We start from the raw sequence: 17,756 nt of genomic DNA, 5'->3' as shown, positions 1-17,756 counted from the left end.
CGCTTACTCCGCCGCTTGCGCGACAGGAGGCACGCCCGCAGCCAGACGTTGGGCGTGTGGCAGGGCGACCGGCATAGGCTCACCTTCGCGCAGCGGCACGAAGCGGCCCGTCTCTCCATCCAGGCCCAGCACTTGGCCAGCGTGAATATCCACCATCCAACCATGGAGGGCGATTTCACCGCGAGCGATACCGGACGCGACCGACGGGTGGGTGCGCAAATGTGCAAGCTGAACGACGACATTTTCCAGCGTCATGTTGCGCACTTTTTCGGCATCGCTCACATCATCGGGATAGCTGTCCTGACACACTTTCTGCGCGGCGCGAGAGTGACGCAGCCAGGCGGCGACATTGGGCATGGCGGCAAGCGGCGCTTCATTGACCAGCGCCTTCATTGCGCCGCAGTCGCTGTGGCCGCACACGATGATGTCGCGCACGCCCAGCGCCATGACCGCATATTCCACGGTCGACGACACGCCGCCATTTTGCGTCGCATAGGGGGGCACGATGTTCCCGGCGTTGCGGCAGACGAAAAGGTCACCGGGATCGGCCTGCATGATATGTTCGGGCACGATGCGGGAATCGGCGCAGGAAATCATCAGCGCCTTGGGGCTCTGTCCATCGCTGGCGAGCCGGTTATAGAGCACGCTCTGGTTCGGGAAGACATGCTTCTCGAAACTGAAGACGCGACCGATGAGCTCGTTCATGGCTTCTTTCCTTCATATTGCATTTCGCCGGTCAGGGGGCAGACCGGTCTAAGCATGAAGGATAGGATCGCGTTTTTGCTGCGTCGCAGCGCTTTTGTTAAATTATGTGTCTGGCCGATTTTTTGGGATCAGCGCCGGTCGATGGCCGCGCTCAACATATACCCCACCCCACGCACGGTGATAATCGGCGCGGTGCCGCCGCCCCGGCTGAGCTTGCGACGCAGACGGCTGACCAGCACGTCGATGCTGCGATCGGAGGATGGCGCTTCACGCACGCCCGCCAATTCCATGACGCGGTTGCGGGCGATCACCGATTGGGCATGGTCGATCAGCACAGCCAGCAACGAAAATTCCGCAGCCGTCAGGTGTATGGGGCGACCATCAGGACCCAGCACCTCTCGCCGGGCGAAGTTGACGGCCCATCCGTCAAAACATGCCTCGCTCTGGCGGCGAAGGCCCAAAGCCCTTTCGGTCCTCCCCCGCCGCATCACCGCGCGAAGCCGCGCGACCAGTTCCCGCGTGGAATAGGGTTTGGCCATATAATCGTCAGCCCCCAGTTCCAGGCCGACGACGCGATCAACCTCGGTGCAGTTGGCGCTCACCAGGATGACAGGCACTTGGCTGCGTTCCCGCACGTCGCGGCACAAGTCCATCCCGTCCGCTCCGCGCAGGTCGGCGTCGAGCACGAGGGCGCTGACCGGCGTGCTGTCCAACGCATTCCATATGTCCGGCGCAGACCCGGCACCGATAGCGCGAAAGCCGCTGTCTTCCAGGGATGCGCACAGCTGCTGGCGTGTGTCCGGGTGCCGATCGGCCACCAATATCAGGGGCACACTCATCCGCACTCGACTGACGATGTTTGCCAACCGCCAACCGCGCCGCTCCTGACATCAATGGCCCGGCAACGAGTGGTGCCAAGACCCAGGTCCGCAAGATGCCGCAACGGCGCAGGCGGCTGTATGGTGGCCGAGGCGAGGAAGGACAGCATGGCATCTTCTTTGCAGACAGAGATCGGATCGCAAAGGCCTTAGGAAGGATGAATGTCTCTGAAATTTGCCGATCGTTACAAAATATTGCTCATAGCCATGCAGCGACTTTGCATTGGGCCACAACAACGCTCATGATGCCCGCCCCGGCTCACCCCCAGCCGTCCATGGCATCGTGACGAAATCGTAACGGCAAACCGATCCGCTGGCACCATGGCTATATTTATCGTGGAGGAACGTTTCCATGCAACTCAGGGGTAGCGTCGCGCTTTCTACCCACGCCATCGTTTCGCGCCGAAGCGGCTGCGGAGCGACTTTCTTATATTAGGAAACGCGCGCATGAAGATTGCCCAGATTGCACCCTTGGCTGAAAGTGTCCCTCCCCAGTTTTACGGCGGCACAGAGCGCATCGTTTCCTATTTGACCGAAGCCCTGGTCGATCAGGGGCATGAAGTGACCCTGTTTGCCAGTGGCGATTCAGTGACTCGCGCCAAATTGGTGCCGATCACCAAGACGGCGCTGCGCCTGAACCCCCTGGTTCAGGACCCCATCCCCTATCACATGATGCTGTTGGACGCCGTGCGCCAGCGGGCCGATGAGTTCGACGCCCTGCATTTCCACATCGACCTTTTGCACATGCCGATGGTGCAGGACTTTATCGGCCGAACGGTCACCACCCTGCACGGCCGTCTGGACTTGCCCGATCTTCCTGCCTTTTACCGGGCTTTCCCGGACCACAGGCTGGTGTCGATCTCTGACAATCAAAGGCTGCCGATGCCCCCGGTGAACTGGGCCGGAACGGTGCTTCACGGTCTTCCGCCGGATTTGCTTTCGCCCCGCATCGACAGGCAGGACGGCTATCTCGCCTTCCTTGGCCGCATCTCTCCTGAAAAACGACCCGACAGGGCGATCCGCATCGCCGCCCGGTCTGGAAAGCCGCTGAAGATCGCGGCGAAGATCGACAATGTGGACCGGGGATATTGGGAAAGCGAGATCGCGCCCCTGCTCGATCTTTATCGCAATATCGAGTTCATCGGTGAGATCAACGAAGCGCAAAAGGCCGAATTTCTGGGCAATGCGAGCGCCCTGCTCTTCCCCATCGACTGGCCAGAACCATTTGGGCTGGTCATGATCGAAGCGATGGCCTGCGGCACGCCCGTCATTGCCTTTCGCTGTGGGTCGGTGCCGGAAATCATCGATCATGGCGTGTCGGGGTTCATCGTGAATGACGAAGACCAGGCGGTCGACGCGGTCGCGCGACTGGACGAACTGGACCGCGCCAAGGTGCGCGCCGCCTTTGACGCACGTTTCACGGCAGACCGTATGGCGGCGGATTATGTCGCCATCTATCAGGACCTGTCCGGCGCGCGCACTCCGGCCGTCCGCCTCCCCGATCGGCGGGGCAAGGAGGCGGAACTTCACTTTCAGGCCGCTGGCTAAGGAGGGACGCATGACCGCGAGCCAGGTGCAGCCCGACCTGCCAACCCCAGAACCGGGACAGATGCTGTCGCAGGCGCAGATGCAATTCTTCATTCCGGCCACCGCGTCGCTGCATGAACGCAGGCCCCGGACGATGAAGCATGGCGACAGCTTTGCGGTGTTTGACCATAGTGGCGACGCCATCGCCGGACCGGGCAGCCCCGAAGGCCTGTATCACCGCGACACACGGCATCTGTCGCACCTCTATCTGACCATCAACGGGCTGCGCCCCATCCTGCTGAGCTCCGCCTTGCGGGACGATAATGCGATCCTGACCTGCGATCTTACCAATCCCGATTTTTCGGGCGGCGACGGACGGGTCGTGGTCGAACATGACCTTATCCACCTGCGCCGCACCCGCTTCCTGTGGGAAGGTGCCGTTCAGGAACGCATCACCATTCGCAATTTCGATGCCGAACCGCGAACGGTCACGGTCGATATCAGCTTTGCCGCCGATTTTGCCGACCTGTTCGAAATTCGGGGCATGACCCGATTGCGCAAGGGCAACATGAACGACCCGGTGATTGGTGAGGCAGATGTCCTGCTAAGCTATGAAGGGCGGGATTCGCGCACGCGCGAAACGCATCTGTGTTTCGATCCGAAACCGCAGGAGCTGACCGACAACCATGCGCGGTTCACGCTGACTGTCCTGCCCGGTGAACGGGCGACGCTCTACATGCGCATCAGTTGCGGGCGAATGGAGCTGACGGACGAACCGCTTTCGCGGCCTTTCCTGAAATCGCTGCGGGATTCGATGCAGGCGCTCAAACAATCACGCGCCCGTTCCGCTACCGTCCGGTCGTCAAACCAGCTGTTCAATGAAGTCGCGCGGCGTTCGGTCGCCGATATCACGATGCTGTCCACAGACACGGAATATGGCCCCTATCCCTACGCCGGCATCCCTTGGTTCAGCACGGTGTTCGGCAGGGACGCGATCATCACCGCCTTGGAAACATTATGGCTGGACCCCAGCATCAGCCGCGGCGTTCTGGGCTATCTCGCCGCGCATCAGGCGCATGAGTTCGACGCCGCCGCCGACGCGGAACCGGGCAAGATCCTGCATGAGGTGCGCCATGGCGAAATGGCCGAACTGGGCGAAGTCCCGTTCCGCCATTATTATGGCAGCATCGATTCCACGCCGCTGTTCGTCATGCTGGCGGGTGCTTATCTGGAGCGCACTGCCGATAGCGCCTATCTGACTTCGTTATTGCCGAACATTGAAGCAGCGTTGCAGTGGATCGACGAACATGGCGACCGCGACGGCGACGGCTTTGTCGAATATGGCCGCCTGACCGATCAGGGGCTGATCAACCAGGGGTGGAAGGACAGCCACGATTCCGTCTTTCATGCAGACGGCACGATCGCGCGCGGACCGATCGCGCTGGCGGAGGTGCAGGCCTATGTCTACGGCGCGTGGACGGCTGCGGAAGCCATCTACACGGCGATAGGAAAGCTGGAGCGGGCGGCCCATTATCGGGACCGCGCGCAAGACCTGCGCACAAGGTTCGACGCAGCCTTTTTCGACGGACAGCTGGGCACCTATGTGCTGGCGCTGGATGGCGAAAAGCGTCCCTGCCGCGTCCGATCCTCCAATGCCGGGCACGTCCTGTTCACTGGTCTTGCCCTGGAAGAACGCGCGGAACAGGTGGTGGGGGCGCTGATGGCCCCGTCATCCTTTTCCGGCTGGGGCGTGCGGACCATCGCGTCGACCGAGGCGCGCTATAATCCCATGAGCTATCATAACGGGTCGATCTGGCCGCATGACAATGCGCTCATCGCATCGGGTTTCTCGCGCTATGGCTATCGCACGCAGGCTGCCCGGATATTCGAAGGATTGTTCGCGGCGGCGACCTATGTCGACCTGATGCGTCTGCCCGAATTGTTCTGCGGCTTCCCGCGCCGCCGCGCGCAGGGTCCGACATTCTACCCCGTCGCCTGCAGCCCCCAGGCATGGTCAGCCGCCGCCCCGCTTTCGCTGGTCCAGTCGTGCCTTGGCCTTGGCTTCAACGTCGCGGGCGCGGAAATTACGCTTAACGAACCGACATTGCCCCGATTCCTGGATGAATTGCAGCTTTACGGGCTGGTGGTCGGCGAAGCGCAAGTAGATATCGCCTTCGACCGTATGGGCGACAAGGTAGTGGTTAAGCCAATGGACCGGATCGGCCGGGCGAGGGTCGTGGTGATTACCTGACGCGGCCTGTCGCTGCCGTCATTCCTGCCTGGTCGCGAGCCAGATGCTGTGGACTATGTCCTCGCCATCGACGACAGCTGCCACGCTGACTTCTTCAACGTCAAAGCGGGCATTTCCCAGGCGGGTGACAAAGTCACCATCGGTATAAGCGGACCATATGGCGAGTATCCCCTGGGGCCTTAACGCAGAATGCGCGGCACGCAGTCCCCAATTGCAGTAGAGCCGTTCATTGGCCAGGTGGATCAGTCCGTCAGGACCATTGTCGACATCCAGCAGAATAGCGTCAAAGGCCGCGACTTCCCCATCGATCACATCATGAACGTCGCCCATATGGAGCGTCACACGCGGGTCAGCGAGGGAGTCGCCAAAGATGTGGGCCAAGGGGCCATTGGCCCATTCCGCGATTTTGGGGATCAGTTCCGCAACCGTGATCATGGCCGTCGATGGCAGCGATCTACGTGCAGCGCCCAGCGTGAAGCCCATGCCCAGCCCACCGATGAGAATCCGGCTATTGGGATTGACCAGACGCTGGCAAGCCAAGGTGGCAAGTGCTTCTTCCGAATGCCGAACCTGGTTGCCCATCAGTTCATTGTCACCGAAGCGGATCGAATAATCGTCCCCGCGACGCAACAGGCGCAATTGCCCGCCATCTGGCAGTTCCGCCACGTCGACCAATTCGACAGGGACTGCCCCACCGTCTTCGGGAATTGCCAGCATCCGCATGTTCCATACTGATACCGCCCCCGTGCCAAGCATCGCTCGGCACCAAGGCACGGTTTGTTATCCAGGGAAGGATTTTGATGGGTCGAGCCGGTCGATAACGTCGGGACGTTTCGACGGCAGGCCAGATCCCCGCTGACATATCACGACAGAGTAAGAGGTTCAGGACAGATGATCCGACAGCATCGGATCGCAATCTGTCCCCCCCCTCATTTCGTGGCGTATTGACCCGGTTCAGCCTTGAACGTGTCGCGCGCGAAATTGCGCGCCGCCGTCGCGGTCTTGAACGTCTCTTCCTGCAGGTGAGACGTCACCAAGGGATAGCCCTGGGAATTGTAGCGTGTCTCACGAACCGTGAGCCGGAAAACACCCTCCTCATCCTTGGTGATCAAAAACGGGCGGATAATTTCTCGGCTCATGATGGCTCCTGATGACAATGCAAAAAATCGGCGGAACGGCCCGCCGCCAAATAGTGATCAGCCCAGCATGGCAGCGACGATCTGCTTCAGCTCGCCATTGGACAGCGTTGCTGAGCGAACCGGCGTCGCCCGCGAGTCCGACGCTTTGCGAAAAAGCTGGCGAAGGCCCATATGGGTGATGGATTTTGAAAAGTTCATATAAATGTCCTTGCGGCCCATGCCGCATATATTTCTATCAAGTTGTGCGTAGCTGCCATGCGCAGGACAGGTCGCCATTTCATTGGGAAGACCGTCAATCTGCAACATGCGCAGCACGCGCGTTAATCAGCTGGAAGCTCGCTTTTTCCGGGCCAGGTATCGCGCATCACGCGCGGCCTTGCGCTCGGCTTCCGTCAGTTCGGGCTTAACCTTTGCAGCCTTGGCGGCTTCCGCTTCCAGAGCGAGCGCGCGCTTGGCGGCCCTTTGCTCTTTGGCTTCGCGCAAGGCGTTCTGGCGCTTTTCGCGCGCAGCAGCTTCCTTTGCGCGTCGTTGCTCAGCCCGGGCGGCCACGGCGGCCTCATCCACAGGCGCCCTTTCAGGCAGTCGTTCGAGAACCTCTGCCCGGGCACGCGCGGCTGCGGCGATGCGATCCTGGAAGTGAGGCTCTTTATATCTTTTCATGCAGAGAAATTTCCCGTTTCATTCGTCTTCAGTTGCTAAGGCGGGCAGCCGAAGCTGCCCGCTGCGCGTCAGGCTGACTGAAGATTAACAGCCGACGTCTTGCCGCGCTGATCCTTTTCCAGATCATAGGATACGCGCTGATCCTTTTCGAGGGTGCGCATACCGGCACGTTCCACCGCCGAAATATGAACGAAGGCATCGTCGCCGCCGCTTTCCGGCGCGATAAAGCCATAGCCCTTGTCAGCATTGAAAAATTTGACTGTTCCGGTGATCATGTGGGTCTCCAATATCCCAAGTAAGAAAGGGACACGCGATCATTCGCGCGCCCGGCTTTGAGAAGCAAATATGGGACAAAGAAGAGCCTAATCGGCCCAATATCCGTCAAAACGCGACGTTCAGCAAAGTTGCAATAGCATAGGTTGGGCAAAAATCAAAATCGGCCAATATGCGGGGCGCAGGATCAAGCCTCTATACGGCCCTGCCCTGCCCCACATTGCTCCATTCCACATTCCGCGTGGCGTACATCACGCCGGCAAGTGCGATCAGCAGCAGCACCGAGCCGATCAGAAGCGACCATGCCTCCAGATTGAGCAGCACGAACAGCAACGCATAAAGCCCGATCAGCAATGCCCCTATGAAGCGACCGCGTCGCCAGCTGCGCAGCACTGCGGCGCTATAGGCAGACAGCAGGCCGATGATCGCGCCCGCCCCCAATATATAGGCGGCGGTGAAACCGATCACTTCGGCAAAGGCAAGCAACAGCACGAAAAACAGCACCAGCGCCGCCCCGGTCAGCAGATATTCCGCCGCCGCAACCCGCGCCCCGCCGACAATGTCGAACAGCAGAAACGCCAGAAAGGTGAACCCGATAAACAGGAAGCCATATTTTACCGATCTGTCGACCTTGGAATAAAGGTCGATCGGTTCGACAAGGCCCACGGTCACCGCCCGCGAATTGCCGCTGACGCTTTCCAACGCCCGCCCAGTGCCCCTACCGCCCGCAGTCGCGCTGCTGTCGACCACCGGCGTCATTGCATAACCGGCCTCATGATCCAGAAGCGGCGGGCCAAGTTCTTCCATGCCCACGGGCGGCTGCCCAAGTGCCAGTTTATCGACGGCATAGCGCGCCGTGAAACCGCTGTCCGACACATCCCGATTTTCCGGCAGGAATGCCCCGCCAAAGCTGGGGCTGGGCCAGGCGGACGATATGTTCCACAATGTTTTTCCGCCACGGGGCACCAGGCTAAGCGACCGGCTTCCTCGCAGACCGAAATCATATGTCACGGCCAGCTTCCCCTCGCCGGACCATGGCACGAAGGCGAAAAATCCTTGTCCGCCGGTAGCTCCCGGCCCTTTACCCGGTTGCACGGCCAGCGCCTTTCCATCAGCGGACAGCGACCCTCCACTGGTCAGTCCCCGCGCATCCGATGCCCCTACGCGCAATTCTGCGCGATCCCACATCAGCCGGTCGGCGGTGACGCCGAAACGCGGCAGGTCAGGCGGCAGCGCGAAATGAGCGGTTCCCTTGATACGCGCGTCGTAAAGCACGCTGCGATAGATCGACTTGCGACGCTCCTGCGGGTTGACGATGGTCGTCACGACATTTTCAACAGGGGAGATGTAGAGCAGCTTTTCGATTTCGACGGTGCGGGACACGGCCTGGCCGTTGACCTGCTCATCCTGCACCTGGGTGACGCGAAACGGAACGACGATGACTGGACCGGCAATGATCTGCGGCCCGCCCCAGCCCGCGTTGATCGCGTCCTGGGCGGTTTGCGACTGGCTCTGCCGATCCCATACCAAAGCATAGACCAGCATCAACGGCACGATGAGCGCCAACGCGACCAGCGCCGCGAACAACAGCTTGATGCCCGGCGACCTTGCCTTGCGCGTCTCGTTGGATGAGCTGTCGGTCAATTGTCGCTCCTGCATAAACTGCCGTGTCTATAGGCGCTTCGCCGGGCAGGCCCAACAATTTTGAAAATTGCAGCCGAACGGAGCATCTGGATATCATAGTGGGTAAGACTTCAGCGCACCGGACGCAGGCGTCATTCTGGACTAGTTTCCAGACATGGCGACAGAGGCGGCTTGGTGGAATTTCGCAGTGGGGCACTGCATGTCATTGCGCCAACGCTGTATGCGCATTGCGCACCGACCAGCCGTCCGCATCGGCCTGCACCTGGCGATCGGCACCATTTTCCTTTGGCTCTTCCTGCGACAGGTCAATTTGGGCCACGCGATTTCGGCTGCTGCCCATGCCGCAATTCTGCCCCTTGCCATTGCGCTGCTTGTCTATGCGGTCGATTTCCTGCTCCGCGCATTCCGCTTCTGGATGTTGCTGCAACAGGCATCGGCCCAGCGCCTGCCCTGGCGCGCCGTGCCGGGGCCATTCATTGCCAGCTTCGGCATCAGCGACCTGCTGCCATTGCGCGCGGGAGACGTGTTTCGCCTGCTGTGGTTTCAGCGGCAGATGGAACTGCGCCCCAGCATCGTTCTGGGTTCGATGATGATTGAGCGCTTCCTGGATCTCTTCGCCCTGCTGTTGCTCGCCGTCGCCATATTTGGCTGGCATTTGGGCGACGCGTGGCTTCTCTCCTTGGGGCTGCTCGCACTGCTGGGCGCAGGCACGGGCGCTCTGATACTCGTCGGCACCCGGCTTTCCGGGCGAGCCGATGACATGCGCTGGAGGTGGCTGGCCGGGCTGGTGGCGGCTCTGGGCTGTTTTCGTCTGTTGCGTTCACCCCGGCTGTTTTGCAACCTGACCGGCATTTCGCTTGTCTGCTGGCTGCTCGAAGCGGTGGTCCTGCTTGCTGCGTGGATCAGTCTGGGCGGGGTCATCAGCCAATGGATCGCGCCGATGGCGGCGTTTATCGCCAGCACGCTTGGCACATTATTCCCCGGCCTGCCCGGTCATTTCGGCACGTTCGAATTGTTCGGACTGGAAACATTCTCCCGCATGGGCGTGGCGCCGGACTTTGCCGCCGCTGTCCTGCTGCTGGCCCACATGATCCTGTGGGCACCGACGGCCCTGTTCGCGATCCTGTGGTTGATGCTCAGCCGCTCAGGAAAGGCGGCGAAGTAGCCCCAGCGCCTGCTGCCCGATCAACGAGCGGTGAGGAGAAGCGCCCTTGCTGGAGGAGCGGTTCGCACAGAACCAGTCATAGCTTTCGGCGAGCATGTCCGCGTTGGAATGGCGCGGACGCCATCCCAGTGCCTTCAACGGTTCGACATCGAACCAGCAATCACGATGATATGTCCGATACTGCCACGGCACGAGCGGCGAAAGCCGAGCCGCGCGCAGCAATCCCAGAGCCGCCATGGCAGGCGCGACCGGCAAACCCGTAATGCGAGAGCGGCTGCCGGCATAGGCGATCAACCTTTCCAGATCGTCGCGCAACGTGCCGAAGCGGTCCGTACCGACATTGTAGATGCCGCCACGCCCGCGCGAAAGGGTCAGCAATATGGCGCTGATCAGATCGTCGGCGTGGATGAACTGGATGCGGTTGTGTCCATCGCCAATGATATAGAGGCGACGTCCTTCGGCGATCCACTGGAAAAGTATCTGATATATGCCGAGCCGCCCTTCCCCCAATGTCGCGCGCGGACGGATGATGATGCGTGCTATGCCTGCGCGGTCGCAAATCTCCGTCACCAGATGTTCACCGGCCAGTTTCGATCGGCCATAATGTTCAAAGGGCTGGGGCACGGTATCCGCCGTGATCGGACCGCTGGGCGGCAGGCCGAAAACGGCGGTGCTGCTGACGTGGACGAATGCCGCGACACCGGCGCGCACGGCTTCTTCCGCGACGATCCGCGTTCCCTGCACATTGACCATGTCATAAGCGCGCCCGGCACCGGCCTGCGCAACCAATGCTGCATGGTGGTGGACCACGTCCACGCCCTCCATCGCGCTGGCGACCGCCGCCCGGTCGCAAATGCTGCCCTGACGAAACGCGATCCCTTCAGGAAGATCGGCATCGCGGATCACGTCCAGGATGCGCACTCGTTCGCCCTCCTCAACCAGCCGCCGCGCCAGCCGCGCGCCGATGAAGCCAGAACCGCCGGTGATCAGGTGAGTCCTCAACCAAAGCCCCTTTCCATGGCGTGCAACGCATTGCGATGCGCGATCGCCATGACTGACCCCTGCGGATTGGCGATGGTAGGGCCGCACATCAACGACGCATCCGCGATCCGCAACCCATCGCCGTCATGCACGCGGCCCCAGCTGTCGGTCGCGCTCAGCCGCCGGTCCTCCCCCATCGGGCAGGACGCGAAAACATGGACAGAAGTAAGCATCGCCGACTTGCGGGGGAGATGCGGTGGCAAGGCTGCGATATCCGCCTCCGAACGAAGCAGGGGCAGGCCCGGAATACATGGCTGCACCGCTTCCGCCCCGGCGGCGAACAACGCTCGCAACAGATGTTTGAGGCCGTCATATAGGCTATCCAGGTCCACCGCGTCATGGCGCACCGATATCAGCGGATCGCGCAGGCCCGGCAGACCGCGCACCCGCGCGTGACCGCTGCCATTCTGCACATAATAAATGCCCATGCGCGGTGCGTCATCGGCAATGTGCGCCCGCATTTCAGCATTGCCGGCCAGCGCCAGCGCCAACAGGGCAGGCGAACTAATGGAACAGCCTATGCCAAAGCGCGGTTCGAACATCTTGATCTGGTGCACTGGATCAGGATCGCCGGGGCGATTGACCGGCTTGTCAAACAGGGCCACCGCCTTGAGCATGGGATGAAAGCGCAGGCTATTCCCGATATTGTGCCGGAAGCCGGATCGACGGAGCAGAGCGGGCGTCTGCACTGCGCCACAGGCAATGAACAGCGCATCGGCATCGATCGACAGCGGTCTGCCTTGATGCGATGTGAGTACTTCCCAGCGATTGCCGGTCCGGCGGATACGAACCGCGCGCGTATTGGCCAGCAACCGCCCGCCCGCGCGCAGAAATTGGGGGATGACCGTCGCGCTCATCGACTGCTTTCGCCCCGCCTCATAGTCGAATAATCGGGGTGCCCGGATCGCATCCCAGCCCAAACGCGCGGCTCCATCGCTCAATCGCTGGGACGATGGCGGCGCTTCACCGGCTATGTCCGCCACCCCGACCCGTGCTTCGCAGGCTTCGAAATGCGGCGTCATTGACCTCTCGCTCAAATCGTCCACCTGAAAATCCCTGGCCCATTGCTCCAGCAGATATGATGGCGTGCGATGATACAGGCCACGATTGACCTCACTGCCACCGCCGACGCAGCATCCTTCCATATAGCTGATCGACGGATTGCCGAAGGCGACGCTAAGCCCCCTGTTGCGATATTTGCTCAATATCTCCTCACCCGAATAATGGGCGCAGGAATCAAGCGGCAGGTCGGGGCCTTCTTCAAGCAGCAGCGTGTCGTGGCCTGCTTGGGCACAGAGCATCGCCGTGACGGCACCGCCGGGGCCTGATCCTAGGATGGCGACCTTGGCGCGTTGGCGGTCGGGCCGCTGGCGATCAGCCATGTCGCGCATCGTCGGGCCAAAGGCCGAACAGCGACAGGCTGACATAGAATGTCATCAGCATGCGGGCCGGGCCAAGGAATGAGCGCTCCCACGCTTCCACCGTCCGCCGCCTCTCTTCCGGGGGCAGGTCATGAAAATAGGTCCGCTGCCCGATGACGGGCCAGGCATCGAAAATCAGCGTCGCCGCGCGCAGGGGCGGACGAAGATAGCCAGGCAACCCCGCGAAGCTCGCCAGCACAAAGGCGCTCGCCTGCCCGGCAGTGCCAACCGGTCGCTGCTCGCGCAATGCAACGGTGTCGGCAATGGCGCGAACCGTTGCGTCGAAATCAGGAAGCATGGCGAAAAATCGGATCATCAAAATGCCGGAAATCACGGCCCCGGATCAGTGCCCGCACACCAGCGCGGCGCGCGGCTTCCCCATCCCGTTCATCGCGATCGCCGATCATCAGCGTCCGTTGGGGCGTGGTTTTGGCCTGCTCCATCAACCACAATAGACCGGCGGGGTCGGGCTTCAGCCGCCCCACATCTTCGGCGGTTACGCAATAGCGGGCCGACAGCCCCAGCGCCGCCAGCTTGGCTTGCGCAGCATAGTCGGAAAATATCGCAATGGCATGGTTGCGCGCCAGCCGCGTGAACAGCGTCCCCGCTCCCGGCGTGCGATATTCGCGCAGCATGGCAAGAGGGCGCTGTTCCATCCAGTCGATCACAGTGGCGCGCACCGCGTCCGGGCTGTGACCCGGCAGCCTATATTGCGCGACGGCGAAGTCGTTCGTCACCGCATTGGCCATCGCTTCGCGTTGCCGTCGAAATGCGGCAAGCGTTCGCATCACCGACAAGCTGCGTTGGCGGATCGCCTCCCGCGCTAGCAGTGCCGCCATCCGGCGTCTCAACGGCGGCTGGTCATACAGCGTCCCGTCCATGTCGAACACGATCAGGTCGAAACTGTCCCAGGGGATCGCGATGCTCATAGATTGACACGCAGGAAGCTCGGCGCGGACAACGCATTGAGGAACGGCATGTCGATGAAGGTCAGCGCTGTCAGCGATGCCACAACCACCAATGACGCCAGCATCAGCCGCCGCGATCGGAAGAGACGCTCTGGGCGCGCAGCCACTGAACCCGGCAGCATCGCCAACCAGAAATAGCTGGCGAACAGGATGGCGATGAGGGGAAGCGCGAAAATATATTCCTGCCGATATTTGATAAGGAACACGGCCAGGAAAAAGGCCGACAGGATCGCATAGAGCAGGCAGGATACGGCAAGATTTTCTGCAGTGTAGCGGCCAAAAGACCTGCGATAGCGAGGCAGCAGGTCCGCGCCGCCACCGGCGCTGATGTCGCGATATTCGGCCAGCCGCTTCGCCGCCATCAGGAAAGCGCCACCCATCCAATAGGTCAGCAAAAGGCTGGCCGGGGGGATGGTGTAGGGCGCGATCATGGCCCATCCCAGCATCAGGCGGATGGGGTTATTGACGCTCTCACTCAACACGTCGAGATAGACGCGGTCCTTTGTCCGCACCGGCATCACATTGTAGATGATGCCAGAAAGCACGAAGCCCACGGCTGTCCAGGCGAACACGGTGCCCAATCCCATGGCCAGCGAAAGGCCGACGATCACGAGCAGCATATATTCGGTATAGATGATCGGCGCGGACAGGCTGCGATGGACGGCCGTGCGCGCACATTTCAACGGATGAAAAGCATCGAACTCGCGATCGAGCCACTCGTTGATGACGTAATTGGCCGACGCGATGGCCACCGCGCTCAACAAGCCGAACAGGATCGTCAGCGGTCCGGTTTGTACCGCAGGATGAACCAGCACATAGGCCAGGATTATGCCGGGCAGAATGAAGACATGCTTCGTCATATGGTCCAGGCGGGCGATGGCGACATAGTCGCGAAAGCGGCCTCGTGACGTCGGGATCGGACCAGCAGTCATCGCCTTGTCAATCATTGCTGCCTCTCTTCTTTTATGGAACCCTTATAAATCGTGCCGTCTTCCAGTTTCGCGACCGGAACCAGGCGCAACAGCCTGATCAGTTCCTGTTCCGATGCCATGTAAAAGCGCCAATCGATGCGGTTCAGAAACACCACATAAGTGTTGCCGCGAGCGAGTGCGGCTTGCGCCCCGGCAAGCTGCACCCGATAGGGAAAATTGGGATCGTCCCGACCGGTGCGCAGCATGAAGGGCGCGGGAATATCTCGCGCCGGGCGGCGCAGCACATAGCCGATGGCGTCGGAGCCGTTTGAGTAGATCACGGCGTCGCGCGGCAACCGATCGACGGCTGCAAGCGTCGGGGAACGTGCCCAATCGAGTGACGCGAAGCCCACGCCTTCCTGCCATGCCTGGTGCACGCGAACAGTGCTGCGAATGCCGTGACTGACCAGCATTAGGCATGCCAGGCCGATCAGCGCGCGGTGCAACCACCTGATAACAGGGTCGGCAATATTCACCTGCGCCATCGCGATCGTCACCGCCATGATGCTGGTGCAGTAGATCGGATAGGCATAGCGGCCGTTGAGGTGCAGGTTGGTTTCGATCGCCGTGGCCAGAACCATGAAGCCCAGATAGGTGAAGAAGAAGAAGCCCAGCGGGATGGCGATCAGGGACGCTTCGGCGTTTCCGTTGGCGGCCCGACCCAGAACGCTGCGTCCATGGCGGACAAGGATGAACAGGCTGGCCGACATGGCCATCAGGAACAAGATGCGCCGCATTACAGCGGGCAGTTCATCGGATACGATCCATGCGGCCAATGCGTTGAAGCTCAGCCACCACTCCCTGGCGGTCATATTGCCCAGCCATTCCAGCGGACGCCCTGTCGACCGCCCGCTGACTTCAGCGGCGATAGCCGCCCAGCCAAGGAAAATGACCGCCGAGGGGATGAGGATGCGGGCCACGTCGGCCACCCGACGTTTGGCATCATGGCGCGGATCTATGATCAGGAACAGCGCCATGGCGGCACCCAGCGCCGGTCCTGTGAAGCGGACGAGCGATGCCACCCCGATGCCAACGCCCACGGCAATCAGCCAACGCCTGTCGCCGCTCTGAACATAGCGCAGGAAAGCGAGCAGCGTCGCGAGGATCGCAGTCAGGAATGGCGGTTCCGACATGGCCAGCCCGTAAAGCGCCACTGTCTGCGGCGCGATCACGACCAGCGCAGTACCCATGGCGGCATAGGTCGCCCGTCCGCTCGCCACGCGCAGGATATGCCAGGTCAGGAAAGCGTTCAGCCCGCTGAGAACCAGTCCAATGCCCCAGGCACCGGCGACAATGTCTATGCCGGTCAATGCCACAAGCTGCAGCATGGCGGCATAGACCGGAGCATCCCACGGCGTTGCCGCCATGTTCATGTAGCGCGCGCTGTCGGGCAGGATGCCGATCCCCTGATGGGTGGACATCAGGAAGATCAGAACCGCCAGAAGGGGGAAGCCCACTGCCCAGAATCGATCCGGGTCAGCGTTCGTTTTCGCTTCGTTCAGCGCTTGGGTGGGGGCGTAGCTGTCCATCAGCTTTTCACCCGGCTGGAAATGATCCGCTTCACATTGCCAGCGACGAACCGGACCGCGGATTCTGCAATCCCGCGACCCAGAATGTCGTCCAGTCCGTCGATCAATTGATCGATCTGCGCCTTTGTCACAACGAAGGGCGGCATGAAATGCAGCATGTCGCGCGCGCCCGGCTGAAAGTGCACCATGACATCGTGCCGTTCGAACAATTGCCGCGCCAATGCACCGATCAGGACCGTCTGATAGGTCTGGAACAGCGAGCTGCCCGAAACATCGACCAGCTTCGATACCCGATCCTCACCAAAATTGAGCCGGATGGCACGGAACAGTCCCCGCCCCCGAACCTCCAGCAGCGTGCGCGGATATTTGGCGCGCAACGCCTCCAGCCGCGCTTCAAGATAACCGCCCATTGTCCGGGCATTGTCGATCAGCCCGTCTTCATAAAGGGCGTTAAGCGTTTCGATCGCAACCGCGCAGGTTTCACCAATGCCGCTGAAGGTCGAACTGTGCAGAGTGCAATCGTTGCGATTGCCATAAGCCTTTTCAAACAGGGCCTGAGACGTCACCATCGCACCGATGGCCCGTTTTCCGCCGCCTAGCGTCTTTGCTAGCGTCACAATGTCCGGCACGACATCTTCATGCATGAAGGCGCAAAAGCGCCCGGTGCGCCCACAGCCCACCTTCACCTCGTCAAAGATCGACACTATGTCGTTCGCCCGGCAAAGGTCGGCAAATTGCGTCAGATATCCCGGTGGCGGCACTTCGCAGGCGGTGCCGCGTATGGTTTCGATGATCGCGGCGATGATGCTGTTGCCCTTTGGCCCGCCTTCCTGCGCGATCGCGCTACGCATCGCCTCGATATCGCCATAGGGAATATAGAGAATGTTCTCCTTGGGCACGCCCAGCAGGAAGCCGGTGTGCACGTTGGTGGCGGTGGTGAGTGACAGCGCCCCATGTGTCTTGCCGTGGAAAGCTCCCTGCATGCACAGGAATTTGGTCTTGCCCTTCGGAGTCTGGACCCGTTCGGCCAGCTTCATCGCGGCCTCGTTCGCTTCGGCCCCGGACGTGGCAAAGAAGCTCGTGTCCAGCGGATCGGGCAGGATTTCAGCAAGATTATAGGCCAGCGCAGCTTGCAGCTTGTGCGGGGCCAGCTTGATAATGTCCAGCACCGCCCGATCGTGGCAAAGGCGCTCGGCCGCTATGATGCGCGGATGATTGTGGCCAAGTCCAACGGCCCCCATGCCCGTCGAAAAATCAAGTATCCGCCGACCATCGGCAAGGTGCAGCACTGTCCCCTTCGAGGCGCGCACATCCAGGTCGTCCAGGCCCAGGATCGCATAGATTTCCAGCAAATGGCGGTTGAGGTGACGTGCATAAAGCCGGTTGGATTCTCGCACGTCCAGATTGAGCGCCTGGTCCAATGTCAGGATGTTCGGATTTTCGGTGGAGCTGGACGAAAAATCCGGCCTGAGTTGCGTGGCCATAATGTCTGATTCCCCTCCGCCTGAATGGCGATGGGGACATGTTTATGACCTCGTGAAGAAGGCCGGAATCCATGGATTTATATACTTCCAAAAAGCAGCG

The 17,756-nt window shown here is 61.1% G+C and carries 18 protein-coding genes; 3 read left to right on the top strand and 15 right to left on the bottom strand.

What is annotated here, in order from left to right:
• Positions 1-3: 3 nt before the first annotated feature.
• Together FHS54_RS05030 and FHS54_RS05025 are read right to left on the bottom strand one after the other, a co-directional pair.
• Positions 4-705, bottom strand: a complete 702-nt coding sequence (locus tag FHS54_RS05030; protein ID WP_167302749.1) for a carbonic anhydrase — start codon at positions 703-705, stop codon at positions 4-6.
• A 128-nt stretch (positions 706-833) separates the two neighbouring features.
• Positions 834-1,544: a response regulator gene (locus FHS54_RS05025; RefSeq protein ID WP_167302748.1), complete on the bottom strand. Its 711-nt coding sequence runs from the start codon at positions 1,542-1,544 to the stop codon at positions 834-836.
• A 486-nt stretch (positions 1,545-2,030) separates the two neighbouring features.
• Between FHS54_RS05025 and FHS54_RS05020 the strand changes: the two genes are divergently transcribed.
• Positions 2,031-3,131 carry a glycosyltransferase family 4 protein gene (locus FHS54_RS05020; RefSeq protein ID WP_167302747.1) on the top strand — a complete coding sequence of 367 codons (1,101 nt, stop codon included), beginning with the start codon at positions 2,031-2,033 and terminating at the stop codon, positions 3,129-3,131.
• A gap of 10 nt (positions 3,132-3,141) precedes the next feature.
• Positions 3,142-5,361: an amylo-alpha-1,6-glucosidase gene (locus tag FHS54_RS05015; protein WP_167302746.1), complete on the top strand. Its 2,220-nt coding sequence runs from the start codon at positions 3,142-3,144 to the stop codon at positions 5,359-5,361.
• A gap of 18 nt (positions 5,362-5,379) precedes the next feature.
• Here the strand turns inward: FHS54_RS05015 and FHS54_RS05010 are convergent, their stop codons facing one another.
• The 6 genes from FHS54_RS05010 to creD form a co-directional block, all read right to left on the bottom strand.
• Positions 5,380-6,078: a spermidine synthase family protein gene (locus FHS54_RS05010; protein WP_208404792.1), complete on the bottom strand. Its 699-nt coding sequence runs from the start codon at positions 6,076-6,078 to the stop codon at positions 5,380-5,382.
• A 212-nt stretch (positions 6,079-6,290) separates the two neighbouring features.
• Positions 6,291-6,500 (bottom strand): hypothetical protein, encoded by a 210-nt coding sequence (locus FHS54_RS05005; RefSeq protein ID WP_167302744.1) that lies wholly within the window; start codon positions 6,498-6,500, stop codon positions 6,291-6,293.
• A 57-nt stretch (positions 6,501-6,557) separates the two neighbouring features.
• On the bottom strand, positions 6,558-6,698 hold the full coding sequence (locus tag FHS54_RS05000) for a hypothetical protein (protein ID WP_167302743.1): 141 nt from the start codon (positions 6,696-6,698) through the stop codon (positions 6,558-6,560).
• A 126-nt stretch (positions 6,699-6,824) separates the two neighbouring features.
• Positions 6,825-7,160 (bottom strand): DUF6481 family protein, encoded by a 336-nt coding sequence (locus tag FHS54_RS04995; protein WP_167302742.1) that lies wholly within the window; start codon positions 7,158-7,160, stop codon positions 6,825-6,827.
• Between the two features lie 68 nt (positions 7,161-7,228).
• Positions 7,229-7,435 carry a cold-shock protein gene (locus FHS54_RS04990; protein WP_167302741.1) on the bottom strand — a complete coding sequence of 69 codons (207 nt, stop codon included), beginning with the start codon at positions 7,433-7,435 and terminating at the stop codon, positions 7,229-7,231.
• Positions 7,436-7,628: 193 nt separating this feature from the next.
• On the bottom strand, positions 7,629-9,077 hold the full coding sequence (gene creD / locus FHS54_RS04985) for a cell envelope integrity protein CreD (RefSeq protein WP_243855664.1): 1,449 nt from the start codon (positions 9,075-9,077) through the stop codon (positions 7,629-7,631).
• Between the two features lie 199 nt (positions 9,078-9,276).
• Here creD and FHS54_RS04980 point away from each other — a divergent pair, with 199 nt between their 5' ends.
• The gene (locus tag FHS54_RS04980; protein WP_167302739.1) at positions 9,277-10,242 is read left to right on the top strand and encodes a lysylphosphatidylglycerol synthase transmembrane domain-containing protein; all 966 of its coding nucleotides are present in this window, start codon (positions 9,277-9,279) and stop codon (positions 10,240-10,242) included.
• Here FHS54_RS04980 and FHS54_RS04975 read toward each other — a convergent pair.
• Genes FHS54_RS04975 through FHS54_RS04945 form a run of 7 tightly spaced genes read right to left on the bottom strand, consistent with a single transcriptional unit; the run spans position 10,222 to position 17,656 of the window.
• Positions 10,222-11,244, bottom strand: coding sequence for an NAD-dependent epimerase/dehydratase family protein (locus FHS54_RS04975; RefSeq protein ID WP_167302738.1), 1,023 nt, complete (start codon positions 11,242-11,244; stop codon positions 10,222-10,224). The two genes, FHS54_RS04980 and FHS54_RS04975, sit on opposite strands and share 21 nt — an antisense overlap.
• The gene (locus FHS54_RS04970) at positions 11,241-12,665 is read right to left on the bottom strand and encodes a GMC family oxidoreductase (RefSeq protein WP_167302737.1); all 1,425 of its coding nucleotides are present in this window, start codon (positions 12,663-12,665) and stop codon (positions 11,241-11,243) included. Before FHS54_RS04970 ends, FHS54_RS04975 begins: the two co-directional genes overlap by 4 nt.
• Positions 12,658-13,020, bottom strand: coding sequence for a hypothetical protein (locus FHS54_RS04965; RefSeq protein ID WP_167302736.1), 363 nt, complete (start codon positions 13,018-13,020; stop codon positions 12,658-12,660). Before FHS54_RS04965 ends, FHS54_RS04970 begins: the two co-directional genes overlap by 8 nt.
• Complete coding sequence (locus tag FHS54_RS04960) at positions 12,992-13,633, bottom strand: HAD family hydrolase (RefSeq protein ID WP_167302735.1); 642 nt, start codon at positions 13,631-13,633, stop codon at positions 12,992-12,994. Before FHS54_RS04960 ends, FHS54_RS04965 begins: the two co-directional genes overlap by 29 nt.
• Positions 13,630-14,619, bottom strand: coding sequence for a UbiA family prenyltransferase (locus tag FHS54_RS04955; RefSeq protein WP_167302734.1), 990 nt, complete (start codon positions 14,617-14,619; stop codon positions 13,630-13,632). Before FHS54_RS04955 ends, FHS54_RS04960 begins: the two co-directional genes overlap by 4 nt.
• Entirely contained in the window at positions 14,616-16,172 is a 1,557-nt protein-coding gene (locus tag FHS54_RS04950; RefSeq protein WP_167302733.1) for an ArnT family glycosyltransferase, read from the bottom strand. Before FHS54_RS04950 ends, FHS54_RS04955 begins: the two co-directional genes overlap by 4 nt.
• Positions 16,172-17,656, bottom strand: a complete 1,485-nt coding sequence (locus tag FHS54_RS04945; RefSeq protein ID WP_167302732.1) for an aspartate aminotransferase family protein — start codon at positions 17,654-17,656, stop codon at positions 16,172-16,174. Before FHS54_RS04945 ends, FHS54_RS04950 begins: the two co-directional genes overlap by 1 nt.
• Positions 17,657-17,756 lie beyond the last annotated feature (100 nt).

This window comes from Sphingobium vermicomposti (genome assembly GCF_011762025.1).
In the GTDB taxonomy this organism is placed as follows: Bacteria; Pseudomonadota; Alphaproteobacteria; order Sphingomonadales; family Sphingomonadaceae; genus Sphingobium; species Sphingobium vermicomposti.
This window is presented reverse-complemented; position numbering and strand designations above follow the sequence as displayed.